The organism is Arthrobacter sp. Soc17.1.1.1 (assembly GCF_036867195.1).
Taxonomy (GTDB): Bacteria; Actinomycetota; Actinomycetes; order Actinomycetales; family Micrococcaceae; genus Arthrobacter_D.
This window is the reverse complement of record NZ_JBAJII010000001.1, coordinates 564,575-583,607: the sequence shown is the minus strand read 5'-3', so window position 1 is coordinate 583,607 and position 19,033 is coordinate 564,575. Positions and strand designations below refer to the sequence as shown.

At 71.4% G+C, this 19,033-nt stretch carries 19 protein-coding genes and 1 riboswitch; of the genes, 8 read left to right on the top strand and 11 right to left on the bottom strand.

The features are described from left to right. The first annotated feature begins 45 nt into the window (after positions 1-45). Genes V6S67_RS02755 through V6S67_RS02745 form a run of 3 tightly spaced genes read left to right on the top strand, consistent with a single transcriptional unit; the run spans position 46 to position 2,318 of the window. On the top strand, positions 46-864 hold the full coding sequence (locus V6S67_RS02755; RefSeq protein ID WP_334208782.1) for an amino acid ABC transporter substrate-binding protein: 819 nt from the start codon (positions 46-48) through the stop codon (positions 862-864). A gap of 43 nt (positions 865-907) precedes the next feature. Beyond that, entirely contained in the window at positions 908-1,567 is a 660-nt protein-coding gene (locus V6S67_RS02750; protein ID WP_334208781.1) for an amino acid ABC transporter permease, read from the top strand. Then, positions 1,554-2,318: an amino acid ABC transporter ATP-binding protein gene (locus tag V6S67_RS02745; protein WP_334208780.1), complete on the top strand. Its 765-nt coding sequence runs from the start codon at positions 1,554-1,556 to the stop codon at positions 2,316-2,318. Before V6S67_RS02750 ends, V6S67_RS02745 begins: the two co-directional genes overlap by 14 nt. A 5-nt stretch (positions 2,319-2,323) precedes the next feature. Here V6S67_RS02745 and fdhD read toward each other — a convergent pair whose 3' ends face one another. The 8 genes from fdhD to V6S67_RS02705 form a co-directional block, all read right to left on the bottom strand. Continuing rightward, the gene (fdhD, locus tag V6S67_RS02740) at positions 2,324-3,151 is read right to left on the bottom strand and encodes a formate dehydrogenase accessory sulfurtransferase FdhD (protein ID WP_334208779.1); all 828 of its coding nucleotides are present in this window, start codon (positions 3,149-3,151) and stop codon (positions 2,324-2,326) included. A 106-nt stretch (positions 3,152-3,257) separates the two neighbouring features. Continuing rightward, positions 3,258-4,526, bottom strand: a complete 1,269-nt coding sequence (locus tag V6S67_RS02735; RefSeq protein ID WP_334208778.1) for a molybdopterin molybdotransferase MoeA — start codon at positions 4,524-4,526, stop codon at positions 3,258-3,260. Continuing rightward, the gene (locus V6S67_RS02730; RefSeq protein WP_334208777.1) at positions 4,523-4,807 is read right to left on the bottom strand and encodes a DUF6457 domain-containing protein; all 285 of its coding nucleotides are present in this window, start codon (positions 4,805-4,807) and stop codon (positions 4,523-4,525) included. Before V6S67_RS02730 ends, V6S67_RS02735 begins: the two co-directional genes overlap by 4 nt. Positions 4,808-4,824: 17 nt before the next feature. Next, the gene (gene mobA / locus V6S67_RS02725) at positions 4,825-5,442 is read right to left on the bottom strand and encodes a molybdenum cofactor guanylyltransferase (protein WP_334208776.1); all 618 of its coding nucleotides are present in this window, start codon (positions 5,440-5,442) and stop codon (positions 4,825-4,827) included. Next, positions 5,439-5,936, bottom strand: coding sequence for an HNH endonuclease (locus V6S67_RS02720; protein WP_334208775.1), 498 nt, complete (start codon positions 5,934-5,936; stop codon positions 5,439-5,441). Before V6S67_RS02720 ends, mobA begins: the two co-directional genes overlap by 4 nt. 233 nt (positions 5,937-6,169) lie before the next feature. Continuing rightward, complete coding sequence (locus V6S67_RS02715; protein WP_334208774.1) at positions 6,170-7,027, bottom strand: NlpC/P60 family protein; 858 nt, start codon at positions 7,025-7,027, stop codon at positions 6,170-6,172. A 25-nt stretch (positions 7,028-7,052) separates the two neighbouring features. Beyond that, positions 7,053-7,910: an NlpC/P60 family protein gene (locus tag V6S67_RS02710; protein ID WP_334208773.1), complete on the bottom strand. Its 858-nt coding sequence runs from the start codon at positions 7,908-7,910 to the stop codon at positions 7,053-7,055. Positions 7,911-7,915: 5 nt separating this feature from the next. Further along, positions 7,916-8,068: riboswitch (cyclic di-AMP (ydaO/yuaA leader) on the bottom strand. A 242-nt stretch (positions 8,069-8,310) separates the two neighbouring features. Then, positions 8,311-9,009, bottom strand: a complete 699-nt coding sequence (locus tag V6S67_RS02705; protein WP_334208772.1) for a metal-dependent transcriptional regulator — start codon at positions 9,007-9,009, stop codon at positions 8,311-8,313. Between the two features lie 243 nt (positions 9,010-9,252). Here V6S67_RS02705 and serC point away from each other — a divergent pair, with 243 nt between their 5' ends. Continuing rightward, complete coding sequence (gene serC, locus V6S67_RS02700) at positions 9,253-10,377, top strand: phosphoserine transaminase (protein WP_334208771.1); 1,125 nt, start codon at positions 9,253-9,255, stop codon at positions 10,375-10,377. Between the two features lie 107 nt (positions 10,378-10,484). Next, positions 10,485-12,014: an HNH endonuclease signature motif containing protein gene (locus tag V6S67_RS02695; RefSeq protein ID WP_334208770.1), complete on the top strand. Its 1,530-nt coding sequence runs from the start codon at positions 10,485-10,487 to the stop codon at positions 12,012-12,014. A gap of 82 nt (positions 12,015-12,096) precedes the next feature. Here the strand turns inward: V6S67_RS02695 and V6S67_RS02690 are convergent, their stop codons facing one another. From V6S67_RS02690 to V6S67_RS02680, 3 genes are read right to left on the bottom strand one after another with little or no spacing between them, the layout of a single operon-like run. Further along, complete coding sequence (locus V6S67_RS02690; RefSeq protein ID WP_334208769.1) at positions 12,097-13,374, bottom strand: MFS transporter; 1,278 nt, start codon at positions 13,372-13,374, stop codon at positions 12,097-12,099. A gap of 34 nt (positions 13,375-13,408) precedes the next feature. Next, on the bottom strand, positions 13,409-13,954 hold the full coding sequence (locus V6S67_RS02685) for a DUF3027 domain-containing protein (RefSeq protein WP_334208768.1): 546 nt from the start codon (positions 13,952-13,954) through the stop codon (positions 13,409-13,411). 9 nt (positions 13,955-13,963) lie between these two features. Continuing rightward, positions 13,964-14,347: a cold-shock protein gene (locus V6S67_RS02680; RefSeq protein ID WP_104051854.1), complete on the bottom strand. Its 384-nt coding sequence runs from the start codon at positions 14,345-14,347 to the stop codon at positions 13,964-13,966. Between the two features lie 187 nt (positions 14,348-14,534). Here V6S67_RS02680 and V6S67_RS02675 point away from each other — a divergent pair, with 187 nt between their 5' ends. From V6S67_RS02675 to V6S67_RS02665, 3 genes are all read left to right on the top strand, one after another. After that, the gene (locus tag V6S67_RS02675; protein ID WP_334208767.1) at positions 14,535-14,816 is read left to right on the top strand and encodes a hypothetical protein; all 282 of its coding nucleotides are present in this window, start codon (positions 14,535-14,537) and stop codon (positions 14,814-14,816) included. A 92-nt stretch (positions 14,817-14,908) separates the two neighbouring features. Beyond that, the gene (locus V6S67_RS02670) at positions 14,909-17,350 is read left to right on the top strand and encodes a helicase-associated domain-containing protein (RefSeq protein ID WP_334208766.1); all 2,442 of its coding nucleotides are present in this window, start codon (positions 14,909-14,911) and stop codon (positions 17,348-17,350) included. Next, a complete protein-coding gene (locus tag V6S67_RS02665) occupies positions 17,343-19,025 on the top strand; it encodes a DNA repair helicase XPB (RefSeq protein WP_334208765.1) in 1,683 nt (560 codons plus the stop codon). The genes V6S67_RS02670 and V6S67_RS02665 overlap by 8 nt, the downstream gene beginning before the upstream one ends. Positions 19,026-19,033 lie beyond the last annotated feature (8 nt).

The following is a 19,033-nucleotide window of genomic DNA, read 5'->3' as shown; positions in this document are numbered from 1 at the left end:
TTTCCCCGCCTGCCGTGTCCGCCCATGCAACCGAAGGAAGCCCCCATGAAGTATCGCCTGTCCGTCCTCGGAACCGCCGCAGCCCTCACCCTCGCGCTCGCCGGCTGCTCGTCGTCGTCCCCGGCCGGTGACGGCGGATCGTCGGAATCGGCGGCGTCGTCGTCGCTGCAGGAGATCCAGGATTCCGGTGTGCTGACCGTGGGCACCGAGGGCACCTACCAGCCCTTCAGCTTCCACGAGGGCGGCAGCGGGGAGCTCACCGGGTACGACGTCGAGGTCATCACCGCCGTCGCGGAGAAGATGGGCGTCGAGGCCGAGTTCGAGGAGACGCAGTGGGACGCGATCTTCGCGGGCCTCGAGGCCGGCCGGTTCGACGTCATCGCCAACCAGGTCTCCATCACCGACGAGCGCAAGGCCACGTACGACTTCTCCGAGCCATACACCGTCAGCTCGGGCGTGATCGTCACGACGGCCGACAACACCGAGATCACCTCGTTCGAGGACCTCTCCGGCAAGACGACGGCGCAGTCCCTGACCAGCAACTGGTACGAGCTCGCCACGGAGAGCGGCGCGAACGTGGAGCCTGTCGAGGGCTGGGCGCAGTCCGTCACGCTCCTCGAGCAGGGCCGCGTGGACGCCACCATCAACGACGAGCTCACCTACCTCGACTACCAGAAGACCAACAACAACGAGGGCATCAAGATCGCGGCCACCACGGAGGAGCAGTCCCAGAGCGCCGTCGCGGTCCGCAAGGGCAGCACCGAGCTCGTGGACGCCATCGACACGGCCCTCGCCGAGCTGCGCGCCGACGGCACGCTCGCGGAGATCTCCGAGAAGTACTTCGGCACCGACGTCAGCGAGTGATGCCGGCGTGGAGGTACCCGACGGGCCGCGGAGGGTCTGACTGATGGACTGGGAACTGCTGCGCACCTCCTTCTGGCCCATGCTCTCCGGGGGCCTGACGGGCACCATCCCGCTCTCGCTCGCCTCGTTCGTGATCGGCCTGGCGCTGGCACTCGTCATCGCGCTCATGCGGATCAGCGGCAAGGCGGTGCTCTCCGGGATCGCCCGCTTCTACGTCTCGGTCATCCGGGGTACCCCCCTGCTGGTCCAGCTGTTCGTCATCTTCTACGGCCTGCCGTCCATCGGCCTGACCATCGATCCGTGGCCGAGCGCGATCATCGCGTTCTCGCTCAACGTCGCTGGCTATGCCGCGGAGATCCTGCGCGCCGCGATCCTCTCCGTGCCGAAGGGCCAGTGGGAGGCGGGCCACACCATCGGCATGTCCCGTGCGCTCACCCTGCGCCGCGTCATCCTGCCGCAGGCCGCCCGCGTCTCGGTGCCGCCGCTCTCCAACACCTTCATCAGCCTGGTCAAGGACACATCCCTGGCGTCGCTGATCCTCGTGACGGAGCTGTTCCGCGAGGCCCAGCAGATCGCCGCGTTCTCGCAGCAGTTCATGCTGCTCTACGTCGAGGCCGCCGCCATCTACTGGGTGTTCTGCCTCGTCCTGTCCAGCGGCCAGTCCGCACTCGAGAAGAGGTTGGACCGCTATGTCGCCCACTGAGCCCCTCCTGACCGTCACCGGCCTGCAGAAGTCGTTCGGCGACACCCGGGTGCTGAAATCCATCGACCTGCGTATCGGCAGCGGTCAGGTGGTCGCGCTCGTCGGCCCGTCCGGCTCCGGCAAGACCACGGTGCTGCGGTGCCTCAACGGCCTCGAGACGCCCGACGGCGGGACCGTCGCCTTCAGCGGCGGGCCGTCCGTGGAGTTCGGCGGCAAGGTCACCAGGAAGGAGGCGCTGTCGCTGCGGGACCGCAGCGCCATGGTCTTCCAGAACTACAACCTCTTCCCCCACATGACGGTCCTGGAGAACATCATCGAGGGTCCCGTCCGGGTGCGGAAGCGGCCCCGCAAGGACGCCGTCGCGGACGCCGAGCGGCTCCTCGGGCGGGTGGGCCTCGCCGCGAAGCGGGACGACTACCCGTTCAACCTCTCCGGCGGCCAGCAGCAGCGCGTCGGGATCGTCCGTGCGCTGGCGCTCCAGCCGGATCTGCTGCTGTTCGACGAGCCGACGTCGGCCCTCGACCCCGAACTCGTCGGGGAGGTGCTCACCGTGATCAAGGAACTCGCCGAGGAGCAGTGGACCATGGTGATCGTGACGCACGAGCTGGCGTTCGCCCGCGAGGTCGCCGACGAGGTCGTCTTCATGGACGGCGGCGTCGTCGTGGAGCACGGCCACCCCGACCAGGTGCTGCGCAATCCGCGCGAGGAACGGACGCGCAGGTTCGTCCAGCGCCTGCTCAACCCGTTCTAGGGCCCTCAGGCCACGATGCGGTCGGGGTGCGAGTAGCAGTTCAGTGTGGTGCCGCGGCTGAAGCCCACGAGCGTGAGTCCGGCGTCGTCGGCGAGGTCCGCCGCGAGCGAGGAGGGCGCGCTGACGGCCGCCAGCACGGGGATGCCGGCGAGCTGCGCCTTCTGGACGAGTTCGAAGGAGGCACGGCCCGAGACCTGCAGGACGGTCCCGCGCAGCGGCAGCATCCCCTCGCGCAGCGCCCAGCCCACCACCTTGTCGACGGCGTTGTGCCGACCCACGTCCTCCCGCAGGCACAGGAGCTCGCCCTCGGCGGTGAACAGACCCGCGGCGTGGACGCCTCCCGTGCGGTCGAACAGCTTCTGGCTCCCGCGTAGCCGGTCGGGCAGGGACGCGAGGATCCCGAGGTCCACGGGCGCGGTGTCCTCGTGCAGGTCGAACCGCGAGGACTTCCGCACCGCGTCGATGGACGCGGTGCCGCAGATGCCGCACGAGCTCGACGTGTACACGTGGCGTTCCATCGCCGTGTCCGGCAGTTCGACGCCGGGCCGGAGCTGGGCCTCCACCACGTTGAAGGTCTGCTGGCCGTTGTCGTCCACGCCCGCGCAGTACCGCAGGCTCGGCAGCTGGCCGGGCTCCCAGACCACGCCCTCCGAGACGAGGAACCCGGCCACGAGGTCGAAGTCGTCGCCCGGGGTGCGCATGGTCACGGTGAAGGCGCTCCCGCCGAGACGGATCTCGAGCGGCTCCTCCCCCGCCAGCACGTCCTCACGGCGCCCCGTCTGCGCCCCCACGCGGAACTTGGTGATGCGGCGTCGCTGGGTGACCCGGTTCATGGTGCGCTCCTTGCATCGGTCCGTGCCTCGGTCCTAGAACGAGGTTAGTCGACCCCGGGCGGTCGTCCGGTCCGCCGGCGTCGCCGCGGGGAGGTGGACAGGGGCCTCAGATCCCGGGGGCGGGCCAGGGCAGGGACAGGGCGGGGACGTCGTCGCCCGCCGCGCAGCCCTCGGGCGGGACCACCAGGACGCCGTCCGCGGCGGCGAGGCCGCGCAGCATGCCCGAGCGCTGGTGGGTGCTCGGTACCGCCCGGCCGGCCTCCAGCCGGTAGGGCACGAGGCGGCTCCTGCCGGGCAGCGGTTCGAAGGCGTCCGCGCTCGCCACCGTCCGGGGCTCGTCGAGCGCGGCTCCGCGCAGTCCGGCGAGCAGCGGTGCGGCGACGGTGAGCATGGCCATCATGGCGGCCAGCGGATTGCCGGGGAGCCCCACGAGGAAGCGTCCGTCGGGCAGGCGCGCCAGCAGGGTCGGGTGCCCGGGCCGCATGGCGATGCCGTCGATGATCATCTCCGCGCCGAGTTCCGTGAGCGCGCGGCGGATGTGGTCCGCGGAGGAGCTGCCGGTGCCGCCGGTCGTGATCAGCACGTCGCCAGAGGCGCGCGCCAGCGAGAACTCGTCGGTCGGCTCCGCGCTGATGGCCGCCACGACGTCGTCGAGATCGTCCTTCGCGCGGCCCGCGACGTCGACATGGCCGCCCAGCATCGCCACGAACCCGGGCAGCTGGGGGCCGAAGGTGTCCCGCACCTGGCCGGGGTGCGGCAGGCCGTGCTCGATCACCTCGTCGCCCGTCATGAGCAGCGACACGCGCGGTGCCCTGAGGACGGCGAGCGTGTCGTGCCCGCACACCGCGGCCAGGGCGATCTGTGCAGGGTTCAGCACGACTCCCGCGGGGATGGCCTCGGAGCCCTCCTCGGCCTCCTCCCCTGCCGGCCGTACGTGCTCGTGCAGCGAGGGCTCGTCGGGTCGTGCGGACCCGTTCCGTTCGAGCGTGCCGCCGCGGACGGCGCCGTGCTCGGTGCGGAGGATGCCGTGGGCGTTCTGCGGCACCACTCCTCCGGTGAGGATGAACGTCGCCTCGCCGGGTGCGAGCGACACCCCGCCGGAATCGGCGTGCGGTGAGGGCCTGCCCCGCAGGTGCTCCTCCGGCTCCGCGTGGCTGACCAGCGTCCAGGGCGGCTCGCCGCTGACCGCCCAGCCGTCCATCGCGGACGACGCGTAGTGCGGGATGGCCTGCAGTGCATGGACCGGTTCGGCGAGGGTCTGCCCGAGGGCGTCGGCGAGGGTGACGGTCTGGAACGGCAGGGGGCGGCCTGCGGTGTGCGCGAGCGTGCGGGCGGTCGCCCAGTCGACGCCGCGTCCTGCGGCTGCCTCGCTCATGCGGTGCCTCGCTCCGCAGCGGCCTGCGCGCAGAGGGCATCGGCCACCGCCGTCGCGGACCGCATGGCCACCTGCTCGTCGGCCTGCCCGCTGCCGACGGCGAGCCCGGCGGCGTAGCCGACCACGAACGTGGTGAGGGGTGCCGCAGGCCGGACCACGCCGTGGGCGGCCCGTCCGGCCAGACCGAGGACGGCGTCGATGTCGACGTCGGTCCCTTCGATCTCGAAGGCGGCGAGCAGCTTCTCGGTCCACTCGTGCAGCAGTTTCTCGCGGTCGTCCATGGGCCCTCCGGGTGGTGTCAGGGGACGTCGACACCCAGCGCTCGTGCGTCCTGCCAGGTGTCGACGTCGTGCGTCGTGCCCGGCGGAACCGGGATGTATCTGGTGCTCACACTAGCAAGGAGGCTTCGCATCGAGAGGTTGTCGGCGGACCCGCGGGCCAGCACGGCATCGACGGCGGCGGCGAGGTCGTCGGTGCGGTACAGCGCCGCCAGCGGCTGGTCGCGGCCGCCGTCGACCGCCACCAGCGAGGTGTCGCCGCCCTCGGCAGCCTCGGCGAGGAGGAGTGCGAGCAGCTCACCGACGCGGGGCATGTCGCAGGCCACGACGGCGCACCACGGCGCCGCGGGCCGCGTCGCGGCGCGGTCGGACGAGGCGCGGAACGCGGCGACGACGGCGGCGGCCGGCCCGGCGAAGGCAGGTTCCTCCCGGACGAACGACGCTCGGCGCGTCGCGGGGCGGTCGTCGGGCACGGGCCCCACGACGGTCAGGTGCAGGGCCGAGGCGAGAGCGGTGCAGGTGCGCTCGAGCAGGGTCTCGCCGTCGAGCACCAGGCCGGCCTTCGGGACGCCGCCGAGGCGGGTGGAACGGCCCCCGGCCAGGACGACGGCGTCGAACGGCGGCGCGCCCGGGGTCACGCGGCGTTCTCCGCGAGGAACTCGCTCCACTGCGGTGCCGGTTTCTCGAGTTCTCGGATCTGCCACTGCGGCCCGCGGGGCGGACGTGGGACCACCCTCAGCTTCCAGCCGAGGCTGCTGAGCGTCTTGTCGCCCTTGGCGTTGTTGCACGTGAGGCAGCACGCCACGAGGTTCTCCCAGGTGTCGGCGCCGCCCTTGGAGCGCGGCTGCACGTGATCGATGGTCGAGGCGGTCTTCCCGCAGTAGGCGCATAGGTGGTTGTCGCGGCGCAGGACCCCGCGTCGCGTGGCGGTCACGTCGTGCCGGTACGGGACCTTCACGTACCGGTTGAGGAGGATCACCGACGGCCGGCCCAGCACTTCCGTCGGTCCGACGACCGGATCGTCGTCCTCGGCGACGACGCTGGCCTTGCCCGTGAGCACAAGCACCAGTGCCCGGCGGAAGGTGACCACCGCCAGTGGTTCATACCCTGCATTCAGAACAAGAGTGCGCATGAACAAAGCCTCGATGCTGACCTGTTCCCGCAACCGGTTGCCATCCCGGGGTTCGGGAGACGTGCTTCGGATTGACACTGCAAGGGTAAGCAAAACACACGCAGGCGGCTAATCGTCGGCATTCCGCGGCGCGCATGTGGCGCACAGCCGGATCTGCTACCCGCTCATGCCGGGAATGCACGGGAGGACCGGCACATGGTGCCGGTCCTCCCGTGATCGTCTCCGTCGGCCGGTCAGCCGCCGACGCGGATGTACACGCCGCCCGAGCCGAGCTCGGCGGGGGCGATGACCGTGGAGTTGCCGTTGAACCCACCGTGGACGGCCTGGCCGCCGCCGATGTACACGGCGATGTGGGCCATGCCCATGCCGCCGTCGGCGTAGTAGATGAGGTCACCGGGGATGGCCTCGCCGGCGCTGACCGTGCGTCCCAGGGAGAGGTATCCTGCCGGCCAGCCGTGGAAGTTGATGCCCGCGGCGGCCAGCGAGTTGCTGGCCAGGCGGGTGCAGTCCTGGGTGACGCCCAGCTGGCCCTTGGCCGCTGCGGCGATCGTCGCGGCGACGCCCGACGACGCGGCGGGAGCCGCGGGGGCTGCCGGTGCCGGGGCCGGGGCGACCGGAGCAGCGGCTGCTGCCGGTGCGGCGACGGGTGCCGGTGCGGCGACGGGAGCTGCGGCCTGGACGGCCACGGGGACCTCGACGGCGGCGACGGGAGCCGGGGCGACGGGCGCTGCGGCCACCGGGGCCTCGACGACCGGCGCTGCGGCGACGGGCTCCTGGGGGGCGACGACGGGCTTCGCGTTGACCTTGACCGCGGTCCTGTTGAAGGAGACGACGGGCTCGGCGGGCGCGACGACGGCGGTGCGGGCCGAGGCGAGGGAGATGCTGGACGCGGCGACGTCGCGCTGGGGCTGGACGTCGGCTGCGTTGGCGGCGACGCCGCTGGAGAGGACGAGGCCCGAAGCGGCGACGATGACGGCGGCCTGGCGGCCCATCCCGGTCGCGTTCGAGGTGACTGCTCTGGCGAGCTCCGAGAAGCCGGCGGCGGACCGCGCTTCTGCTCTGTGGCGTGCGGGCATGACGGATGAAGGCATGGGGGATAACTCCGGGTGTGGGTTTCTAGCGGACGCGGACGAAGCTGGCGCCGGGCAGGTCGGACAGGGAGTGGAGGCCGGTGTTCATACCGTTCAGGCCGCCACTGATGACCTGGCCGTTGCCGACGTAGATGGCCACGTGGCCGCCGGTGATGACGAGATCACCGGGCGCAGGGCTCCCGACGACGTCGCCGAACTGGAAGAACTGGCCCGGGGCGAGATCGCCCACGGACTTGCCGACCGAGCGCAGTGCCTTCTCGACCATGGCGGTGCAGTCCTGGGCCACGCCGATCTGGGCGTACGCCGAGCCGACCAGGCCGGCAGCGACGCCGGAGGACGGGGCGGGGGCAGGAGCGGGCTGGGGAGCCGCGGGGGCCGGTGCGACGGCGGCGGGCGCTGCGGCAGGTGCCACGGGAGCCGGCGCTGCGACGGGAGCGGCGACGACAGGTGCTGCCGCCGGGGCGGGTGCGGCCGGCGCTGCGACCGGGGCGGGAGCGACGGCGACGGGTGCTGCGACCGGGGCCGGCGCGGCGGGTGCCTGCTCCTCGACGACGGGCGCAGGTGCCTCGACGACGGGTTCGGGGGCGGCGGTGACCTCGACGGCCACGCGGTCGAAGGAGACCGTGGCGGTGGCGGGGACGGTGACCTCGGCCGAGACGACCCGGCTCACGGTCAACGCCGTGGAGGAGGTTACTTCACGCTCTGCGGGGGTGGCGCCGTGGGCCGGGAGGCCGGCTGTGAGGACGAGGCCCGAGGCGGCGACGATGACGGCTGCCTGGCGGCCGACCGATCCGGCGTTCGAGGTGACTGCAGTGGACAGGTTCGTCAGCGCGCTGACGTTCCGGGCCGCACGGTGGCGGCCCAGTGAAGAGCTATTGGACACGTTGGATTGCCTCTCCCAACGCCTGCGAGGTGAGCTGTCGGATTCGGATGGGAGTCACCCGGCCACTGCGTGAAGCAGCGACTTAACCCCAAGGATTTCGGTTACGAAACCCAGAAATTGGTTCCCCCGCCTCTGCCATGCGATGGTGCGGACGGACCTCGAGCAATGGCAGAGCTAGGCGATTTGCAGGAGGGTGCCGGATCTAGAGCGAATTTGGCACGAGATGAAAGCTACAACAAAAACACCCGTTTGTCACGTTACGATCACGGAATGGTGTGTTCTTGGTGACGACGCCGACTCCAGGGACCGCCTGTGCACCGGCGTGGTGGCGCTTCGGGACCCGGCGGATCCGCCGGCCGGCGCCGCCTGACGGCGACCCCAGGCGGCGACCCCGGCGCCCTCAGGCAGCGACGGAGACGAACACGTGCGAGGCGACCTCGGGCGGCAGTTCCAGGGCGCCCTCGACCCCCGGCACACGGACGGACACGTAGTCGCCCACGGATTCGAGCGTGAGCTGCGCTCCGGGGCGGAGGCCGCCCTCGTCGAGCTGCGTGAGCAGTTCAGGATCCACCTGGATCGGCTCGGCGAGGCGCACCAGGGTGACCTGATTCCCGGGCGCATACGTGCCCATGGCGGACAGCAGGGTCACCACGCCGTCGGTGAACCGCTCGGACTCGACCCCACCGATGGCCGCGAGGCCGGGGATCGGGTTGCCGTACGGCGATTCGGAGGGCTTGCCGAGGAGTTCGTAGAGCCGCCGCTCCACCCGCTCGCTCATCACGTGCTCCCAGCGGCAGGCCTCGTCGTGGACGTAGGCCCAGTCGAGGCCGATGACATCGCTGAGCAGCCGCTCCGCCAGACGGTGCTTCCTCATGACACCCGTGGCCCTGTGGCGGCCCAGTTCGGTGAGCTCGAGGTGCCGGTCACCGGAGACGACCACCAGACCGTCACGCTCCATGCGGCCGATGGTCTGCGAGACGGTCGGGCCCGAGTGGCGGAGGCGTTCGGCGATGCGCGCGCGGAGGGCGACGATGTTCTCTTCCTCGAGTTCAAGGATGGTCCGCAGGTACATCTCGGTGGTGTCGATGAGGTCCGTCATGCGGTTCAGCTCCTTGGTGCGGTGCGGGTGCGCGGCTGGAATGCCTCACGCCGGTGAGGCAGGCCAAAGCCGCCACGGACTGCTCCGCCCCACGCCTCCCAAGGTTAACCCATGGCGCATTGGCCCCGGCAATCGGGCGGAACGCCGTCGGGGCGGCTTCCCGCGGCCGGTTAACAAATGGAGGGCCCGGGACCGCTGGGGCAGAATGAGGCCGTACCTGCCGCCCAACAGCTGGAGCATCGCATGAGTGACTCGCCCCGCATCCCCGACCACCTCCTGCCCTCGGACGGCCGTTTCGGCGCGGGCCCGTCGAAGGTCAGGAGCGGCCAGGTGGACGCCCTCGTGGCGGCGGGTCGGTCCCTGCTCGGGACCTCGCACCGGCAGGCCCCTGTCCGGGACCTCGTCGGCCGGGTGCGGTCGGGTCTCAGCACGTTCTTCGGCGCCCCCGACGGGTACGAGGTGGTCCTCGGCGTCGGCGGATCCACCGCATTCTGGGACGTCGCCACGTTCGGGCTCGTCGAGCGGAAGGCGCAGCACCTGTCCTTCGGCGAGTTCGGCTCGAAGTTCGCCTCCGCGACCGGCAGGGCGCCGTTCCTGGACGCGTCCTCCGTCATCACGTCGGAACCCGGCACGCGGCCGGACCCTGTCGCGGAGGCCGGCGTGGACACCTACGCCTGGCCGCAGAACGAGACGTCCACCGGTGTCGCCGCTCCGGTCCGGAGGATCGACGGCGCCGACGACGGTGCACTCGTGGTCGTCGACGCCACGTCGGCCGCCGGCGGCCTCGACGTGGACGTGGCGCAGGCCGATGTCTACTACTTCGCGCCGCAGAAGAACTTCGCGTCCGACGGCGGCCTGTGGCTGGGACTCTTCTCCCCCGCCGCACTCGAACGCGCCGCGCGGATCGATGCCGGCGACCGTTGGATCCCGGATTTCCTGAACCTCCAGACCGCCATCGACAACTCGCGCCTGAACCAGACCTACAACACGCCGTCGCTGTCCACGCTCGTGACGCTCGACGCGCAGGTGCAGTGGCTCAACGCGCAGGGCGGGCTGCCCTTCGCGGCCGCACGGACGGCGGATTCGGCGGGGCGCCTGTACCGCTGGGCCGAGGCGTCCGCCGTCGCCCGCCCGTATGTCGTCCGTCCCGAAGACCGCTCGAACGTGATCGTGACCGTGGATTTCGACGACGCCGTGGATGCAGCACGCATCGCCGCGATCCTCCGGGCCAACGGGATCGTCGACGTGGAGCCCTATCGCAAGCTGGGCCGCAACCAGCTCAGGGTCGCCACGTTCGTGGCGATCGAGCCCGACGACGTCTCGGCCCTGATCGCCTGCATCGATCACGTCGTCGAGAACCTCCTCTAGGGCCGGTCGTCCACAGGCCCGCGCTCTGTGGACACCATCGCATGACTGCTCCTCCACATCCACGTCCTGCCCTGCGGAATAGAACACGCGTTCCATAAAATGGAGCCATGGCCGTCGCACCGACCGGACCACTGAGGCGAGCGGGCAGTTCGCTGGATTCGGCGCGCACCGCCCTTGCCGACTGTGCGCGTGCCCTGGGCCGACGGCACCACGTCCTGTCCAGGACCGAGGCCCGCGACCTCGTCGTCGAGGTCGAGCACGTGTCCAGGATCGTCGATCACCTGCAGATCCTCGTCGCCGGCGTTGCTGCGGACCATCATCTGGAGGCGGACGAACACCCGGATGCCGGCCTCGCGTCCGCACCGGTTCGAACTCGGATTGCGGCGCCTGCGCCCGGCGTGGAACAGCCGTCGACACCCGTGCGGGAGGGGGCCGGCACCGGGTACAGGGACTGCGCGGAGTTCCTGCGGGCCGTGCTGGGCATCGGCCGGGCGGAGGCGAGACGCCGGCTGGCCCTGGCTGCGGTCGTACTGCCCGGCCTGTCGGCCACGGGAGCGACCGTCCCTGCGCCGCTCGGAGTGCTCGGAGACGCGTCCAGGGCATGCCTGATCAGTGGGCGGGCGGCCACCGTCATCGCGCAGGCCATCGAGCGGGTGCACTCCTTCGCGACACCGGATCAGCTCGCATCCATGGAGCACCACCTCACACGTCAGGGCATCGAGTCCGACGAGGACGTCCTGCGGGTGCTGGCGCGGCGCTGGGAATCAGTGCTCGACCAGGACGGGCAGGAGCCCACCGAGAAGATCCTGCGTGCCCGGCAGGGTGTCTTCCTCAGGGGCCGTCGCCACGGCCTGCACGTCCTCGAGATCGGCGCGACCGATGAGCAGTTCGAGCACCTCGCCACCGTGATGAACTCTGCAGGCAATCCCCGCGGGACCGGCAGCAGCGGGAAGCCTGCGAACACCCCGGCCGCCGGCGACGGCGGTCCCCCGACACCCACAGCCGGGGTCGGCGCTGCCCCCACGAGGGCGCAGAACCTGCTGGACGGCCTTGTAGCGGCCTGCAGGATCGCCCTGTCCGCCCCAGGCCTCCCGGCAACCGGAGGGCACCGTCCGCAGGTCATGGTGACGATCGCCTACCAGGACCTCGTCGGCATGACCGAGCAGGCCGGCTCCACTGTGTTCTCGGTACAGGCCAGTGCCCGGACCATCAGGAGACTCGCCTGCGACGCCGGCCTCATCCCGGTGGTCCTGGGAGGACGCGGCCAGGTGCTGGATCTCGGCCGGGCACAGCGGCTCTTTCCTCCCCACCTCCGCCGTGCACTGGTCGCACGTGACGGGGGCTGCGCCTTCCCCGACTGCTCGATCCCCGCCGGCTGGTGCGAGGCCCATCATCTGACACCCTGGTCCCGTGGCGGATCGACCAGCATCGACAACGGTGTCCTGCTGTGCTCGCACCACCATCACACCGTCCATCGGGGCGCCTGGGACGTCCAGTCACGGGCCGGCATCCCGTGGTTCACTCCGCTCACCGGCGGGGGACGCGCCGTCGGACCGCGGCGGAACCTGTTCTGGCGGGCAGGCCAGGCCATCGATGCGGACGTCGGGCGGCGGGACATGCTGTCCGTTCCGGGCTAGCCGAACCAGCCGGACCGGCAGGTCCTGGTGATCGCCGTCGGTGACGCATCATGGGCCGGGCGTGACGTGCAGTCCCCGAACCCTACGGAGTACTGTCGCCCGCTCCGGCCTCGTGGTCGAGACGCAGGCGGCGCGGTGCGGACCGGTCGTAGCGCAGCCGCACCTCGTGATAGCGCCACGCCCAGAAGATCCCTGCCGCTGCCGCGATCAACCCCGAGGCAGCGGCGACCCCGAGGCTCCACCGCGGACCGAAGGCGTCGGAGACCCAGCCGACCACCGGCGCACCCAGCGGTGTCCCACCGAGGAAGATGGCGAAGTAGAGGGCCATGACGCGGCCGCGCATCACGGGATCCGTGGTGGTCTGCACGTAGGCGTTGGCACTCGTCATCAGCGTCAGCGCGAACAGGCCCACCGGCACGAGCGCCAGCCCGAACAGCCAGAGGGTCGGCGCAAGGGCAGCAAGGATGCACGCGAGACCGAAGGCGGCCGACGCCCCGAAGACGAAGCGCAGGCGCGGGCGGTCCCGCCGCGCGGACAGCAGCGCCCCGGCGACCGATCCGATGGCCATCACGGAGGAGAGGACGCCGAAGACCCCGGCGTCCTGCCCGAACTCCGTGCGCGCCATGGAGGCGATGAAGACGGCGAAGTTCAGGCCGAACGTACCGACGATGAAGATCGCGAGCAGCACCATCATGAGGTCGGGCCGGTGCCGTACGTAGGCGAACCCGGCCCGGATCCTGCCCTTGCCCGGCGCCTGCCGCGGTTGCCTGTTCAGCTCGGAACTGCGCATCGCGAGGAGCACGTAGACCATCGCGCCGAAGGTCAGGGCGTTGATCAGGAACACCCACCCGGGGCCGACCCCGGCGGTCAGGAGGCCCGCGATCGCCGGACCGATCAGGCGTGCGCCGTTGAAGGAGGCGCTGTTGAGGGCCACCGCGTTGGGCAGGTACTCGTCACGCACGAGCTCGGACACGAAGGCCTGCCGCGCCGGGGCGTCGAAGGCCGAGACGATACCGAGCGCCAGGGCGAAGGCATAGACGTGCCAGAGGACGGCGACGTCGAGCAGGACCATCAGGCCGAGCCCCACACCGAGGAGCGCCATGCCCACCTGTGTGACGGCGAGCAGACGCCGCCGGTCGACACTGTCCGCGATGAGGCCCGCCCAGGGGGCGATGACGAGCTGTGGACCCAGCTGCAGGGCCATGACGATACCGAGCGCCGAGGCGTTCTGCGGCGTCAGGATGTCGTAGACCAGCCAGTCCTGGGCCGTCCGCTGCATCCAGGTGCCGATGTTGGAGATCAGGGCCCCGACGAACCAGAGCCGATAGTTGTGGATGCCGAGCGATCGGAAGGTACTCACGTCCCCCACCTTCCGCTACGGAGCCACGACGCGGTCACCCGGCGTCGGGGACTTCCGCGGCGTCGGCGCCCAGCCCTGTCCCGGCCGCAGCGGACGACGCCTCGTCGTCCTGGGCCTGCGCCGCGCCGTCGGCCGGCACCGGCCCGTCCGTCTGGGAGTCCTCGGGACGCACACGCTCGGACCACGGCAGCCACTCGGGCGCGATGAGCGACGCTGCGGAGGGCAGGAGACCCACCTCGCACACCGTCACGTCCTTGCTGCGCGCCACACGGGCGACACTCGCGTACCAGTGCCATCCCCCATAGCCCGGCACGAACGCCTCGAACCGGTGCGTGACGAGACGTTCGCCCTCGACGACCGCGGACACGTGGCGGCCCACCTGCTCCTCGGGAGCGACCTCGAGGATGCCGAGGCGGGCACGGTCCACGGCGGACTCGAGCACGACGTCGGACTTGGGGATGCGACGCGATGCCCGGGGCTTGCGCGGCGCCTCGACCGGAGCGGTCGTCGACACCTCGGCCGGCGTCCCGGCATCGGTGGACGCAGCGGCGCCGGCAGTCTCAAGGTTGCTCGAGGTCATGATCGAAGCCTACGCGTCGAGGTCGTCGGCGACGGCGCGCAGCACGGCCGCGACCTTCGAGGCATGCGCCTTCTCGGGGTAGCGGCCCTTGCGGAGGCCGTTGGACACCCCGTCGAGGAGCTTGATGAGGTCCTCGGTGATGACGGCCATGTCATCGGCGCTCTTGCGCGTGGCCTTGACCACCGACGGGGCCTGCTCGAGGATGCGTGCGGAGAGCGCCTGGGGTCCGCGCCGTCCGTCGGCCACCCCGAACTCGAGCTTCGTCCCGACCTTCACCTCGCTCACCCCGGCGGGCAGCGCCGAGGCGTGCAGGAACACCTCCTTGCCGTCGTCGGTGGACAGGAACCCGAAGCCCTTGTCCGCGTCGAACCACTTCACTTTGCCGATGGGCACGTCGTCTACCTCTTCTTAGCTGTACCGGGCGGCGAGCGCCTGCGGTCCTGGCCCCGATCCGTGAGCGCTCGGGTGTCCCGATGCCCGGGCGCACTGCCGCTCGGTCCGGCCGGGGAAGTCTGTACCCCCTAGGATATAGCGTCCCCCGGGGCCACCGCCGCCGTGGTTCTTGTAGTCTGGGACGGCTATGATCCCCGACGAACCGGCACCGGCCCACTCCCCCGACCCCCGGCACGGCACCGGCGACACACAGGACGGGAGATCCCGCGGCCGGTCCGTCGTGCTGATCCTCGCGGTCGCCTTCGCCGCGGTCGGACTCGTCTCGCTCGCGGCGATCCTCGCCACCGCCTTCCTCCAGGGGACGGTGTGGCCCGGTTTCGTGCTCGCCACCTACTTCTGCCTGCCGATCGCCTTCCTCCTGATGGCGGCGCTCGTCGTTTGGTCGGCTGTCTCCCGCCGCAGATCCTGACCGCATCCACAGCCGCATCCGCTCCGGCGAGCGCGAGCCGAGGCGCACGATCGACCGGGCCGGTGTCGGAGGTGGCAGGTACGCTTGAAGGAATGTCCGCCATCCGAGCACTGGCCGAACACCTGGCCCGCAGGAGCGACGACGACCTGCGCGGCCTGCTCGCCGTCCGGCCCGATCTCATCCTCCCCCCGGTGCCCGATTTCGCCGCGCTCGCGGCACGGGCGTCCACCCGCGCCAGTCTGCAGCGCGCCCTCGAGAACATCTCCCGACCGCACCTGCAGGTCATCGAGACGATCGTCGTCCTGAGCGACGACGACGCCCGCCCCGTCTCACGGGACCGCCTCACCGGTGCCTTCGCTGACCCGGATCCCGAAGCCATCGACGCCGTCCTCGCGGATCTCCTCGGTCGTGCCCTGATCACGGGATCCGTGGCGGAGGGCTTCCTGCCCGTCGGCGCGCTGCCCGACGCCGTCGGCCCCTACCCCGCCGGCCTCGGCAGGTCCTTCCGCGCGCTCGCCCGGTCGATCCCCCGCTTCGGCCCGACGCTGATCCAGGCCGTCGCGCTCCTCGACCCTGCTGCAGCGGACGACACGATGACGAGCGCGTCCGCCGCGCAGGCCCTCACCCTCCTGACCTCGGACCGGGTGGCCTGGGACCGCGTCCTGGCCGACGCCCCCGAGGCTGCCGCGACCCTCCTCCGACGGTTGAGGGACACCCCGGTCGGCTCCACCGCGGCGGGAGGCGACGGCGTCTCCCAGCCCGCAGTGCGCTGGCTGCAGGACCGGTGCCTGCTCGCACCGCTGGACGCCCTGCACGTGGAGCTGCCCCGCAGCGTCGGGATGGCGCTGCGCGGACACGCGGTCTTCGCGTCCCTCGAGATCGCACCGCCCACCGCCACGGGGAGCACCACCCGGGCGAGCCTGCGCGACAACGCGGCGTTCGGCGCCATCGCGGAGACCCTCCGGCTCATGACCGCCCTCCTCGGTTCCGTCGCGTCGACGCCCGTCACCACGCTGCGGTCCGGGGGCGTCGGGGTGCGTGAACTCCGACGTGTCCGCGAGGCGCTGCGCACCGACGACGGCACGGCGGCGTGGCTGCTGGAACTGGCTGCCGCCGTCGGACTCCTCACCCTCGATCCGGACGACTCGCGCTGGAAGACGTCGCGTCTCGACGCCTGGGAGGCGCTGGACCGGGATGCCCAGTGGCTCCTGCTCGTCGAGGGGTGGCTGGCCGTGGACCGTGCACCGGCCCTCGTGGGCTCCCGGATGCCCGACGGCACCGCGATCAACGCCCTCGCCGCAGAGGCGTCCCGGCCCGACGCCCCGATGGTTCGCCAGCGATTCCTGGCCGTCGCCGTTGAACTCTCCGGGGCCGCGAGCGGCGACCGGGCGACCGGCACGGACGCCGCCACCGGTACGGACGACGCGCCTGACCGCCCCGCAGCCGCGCCGGTCCTCGACGAGCCCTCCGTCGTGGGCCTCGCCTCCTGGCACCAGCCCCGCCTGCACCGGCGGTTCGCCCGCCTGCTGCCCGGCATGCTCACCGAGGCCGCATCCCTCGGGCTGACCGGCAGCGGCGCCCTCACAGGGGCCGGCCGGCTGATTGCCGAGGGCCGCTTCGAGGATGCTGCGCTCGCCGTGCGCGACGCCCTGCCCGAACCGGTCTCGCAGGTGGTGCTGCAGGCGGACCTCACCGCCGTGGCACCCGGGTACCTGCGGCCTGAAATCGCCCGCGGCCTGCTGCGCATGGCCACGCCCGAGGGCCAGGGCCCGGCCACCACCTACCGCTTCTCCGCGGACTCCGTCCGTGCGGCGCTCGACGCCGGCGAGGACGCGCCGTCGATCCTCGCCTTCCTGCGCTCCTCGTCGATCACCGAGATCCCGCAGGCCCTGACGTATCTCGTGGAGGACACGGCGTCGCGGTACGGCAGGCTCCGTGTCGGTCGCGCCGGGAGCTATCTCCGGACGGAGGACGACGCCGTGGCGGCCGCCGTGCTGGCCGATCCGCGGGCCGCGGTGCTCGGCGTCGTCCGGATCGCGCCGACGGTCCTGGTCTCGCCGGCGTCCGCGCCGGAGCTGACCGCGCTCCTGCGGGATCTCGGGTTCTCCCCCGCGTCGGACGCCACCGCCGTCGGCCCCTCCCCTGCGCCGGGCGAGCCGGTCACGGCAGCCCGCGTACCGCCCGAGCAGCTGAGATCACGGCTGAACCCCTGGTCCGTGGCCGAGGAGGAGATCGCCGCACAGGTCGAGGCCCTCCGCTCGGCGAGGCCGGTCACCGCGGACCCTGCGGGCGGCTCCGACAGCGAGACGCTCCTCGGGCTGGAGACACTGCGTGCGGCCATCCGGTCCCGCAGCCGCATCCGCCTCGGTACCGCCGACAGCGAGGGGAATCACGTGCGCCAGGTCCTTGTTCCACTGTCGGTGTCGGGCGGCCGCCTGCGCGTGGTCGACCCCGAGACGCAGGTGGAGAAAGTGGTGTCCGTGCACCGTGTCATGGACGTCGAGATCCTCGAAGGGAGCATCGCCGATGGCTGACGGGCCGCTGATCGTCCAGAGTGACAAGACCATCCTGCTCGAGGTGGACCACGAGCAGGCCACCGAGGCACGGCACGCGATCGCCGCGTTCGCGGAGCTCGAACGCGCCCCCGAGCACGTGCACAGCTACCGCCTCACGCCGCTGGGCCTGTGGAACGCACGCGCTGCAGGGCTCGACGCCGAGCGCGTCCTCGACACCCTCCTGAAGTACTCGCGCTTCCCGGTGCCGCATGCCCTCCTCATCGACATCGAGGACACCATGTCCCGGTACGGCCGCCTCCGCCTCGAGAAGGACCCGCAGCACGGGCTCGTGCTGCGCACCACCGACTACCCCGTGCTCGAGGAGGTCCTGCACGCCAAGAAGATCCAGCCGCTGCTCGGCCCGAGGATCGACGGCGAGACCGTCGTCGTCCACTCCTCGCAGCGCGGCCAGCTCAAGCAGCTGCTGCTCAAGCTCGGCTGGCCCGCCGAGGACCTCGCGGGGTACGTGGACGGCACACCGCACCCCATCGTGCTCGACGAGGACGGGTGGGCGCTCCGTCCCTACCAGCAGCTCGCCGTCGAGAACTTCTGGTCGGGCGGCTCCGGCGTCGTCGTCCTGCCCTGCGGCGCCGGGAAGACACTCGTGGGAGCCGCCGCGATGGCGACCAGCCAGACCACCACGCTGATCCTCGTGACCAACACCGTGTCGGCACGGCAGTGGAAGGACGAGCTGCTCAAGCGCACCTCGCTCACCGAGGAGGAGATCGGAGAGTACTCCGGTGCCGTGAAGCAGGTGCGGCCCGTGACCATCGCGACCTACCAGGTCCTCACGACCAGGCGCGGCGGGCTCTACCCGCACCTCGAGCTGCTCGACGCCAACGACTGGGGCCTGATCGTCTACGACGAGGTCCACCTCCTCCCGGCCCCCATCTTCAAGATGACCGCCGACCTCCAGGCGCGCCGCCGGCTCGGCCTCACGGCCACCCTCGTCCGCGAGGACGGCCGGGAGGGCGAGGTGTTCTCGCTGATCGGCCCGAAGCGGTACGACGCACCGTGGAAGGACATCGAGGCACAGGGCTACATCGCCCCGGCCGACTGCGTGGAGGTGCGCGTGGACCTGCCGCGCGACGAGCGCGTCGCCTACGCCATGGCCGAGGACGCCGACAAGTACCGCCTGTGCTCGACGTCGGACACGAAGTCGGACGTGGTGGAGAAGCTCGTCGCGGCGCACAGGGACGAGCAGCTCCTCGTCATCGGCCAGTACATCGATCAGCTCGACGACCTCGCGGCACGGCTCGACGCCCCGGTGATCAAGGGCGAGACGACGGTCAAGGAGCGGCAGCGGCTCTTCGACGCCTTCCGGGCGGGCGACGTGCACGTCCTCGTGGTGTCGAAGGTCGCGAACTTCTCGATCGACCTGCCCGAGGCATCCGTGGCGATCCAGGTCTCCGGTTCGTTCGGATCACGGCAGGAGGAGGCACAGCGCCTGGGCCGCCTGCTCCGGCCCAAGACCGACGGCCGCGCCGCCCGCTTCTACACCGTGGTCGCACGGGACACCCTGGATCAGGACTTCGCCGCGAAGCGCCAGCGGTTCCTCGCCGAGCAGGGCTACGCCTATCGGATCCTCGATACCGCGTCGATCGGGGAGGCACCGGACAAGGAGCGCGGCGACGCCCCGACCGGCGAGAAGTAGCCCAGCGT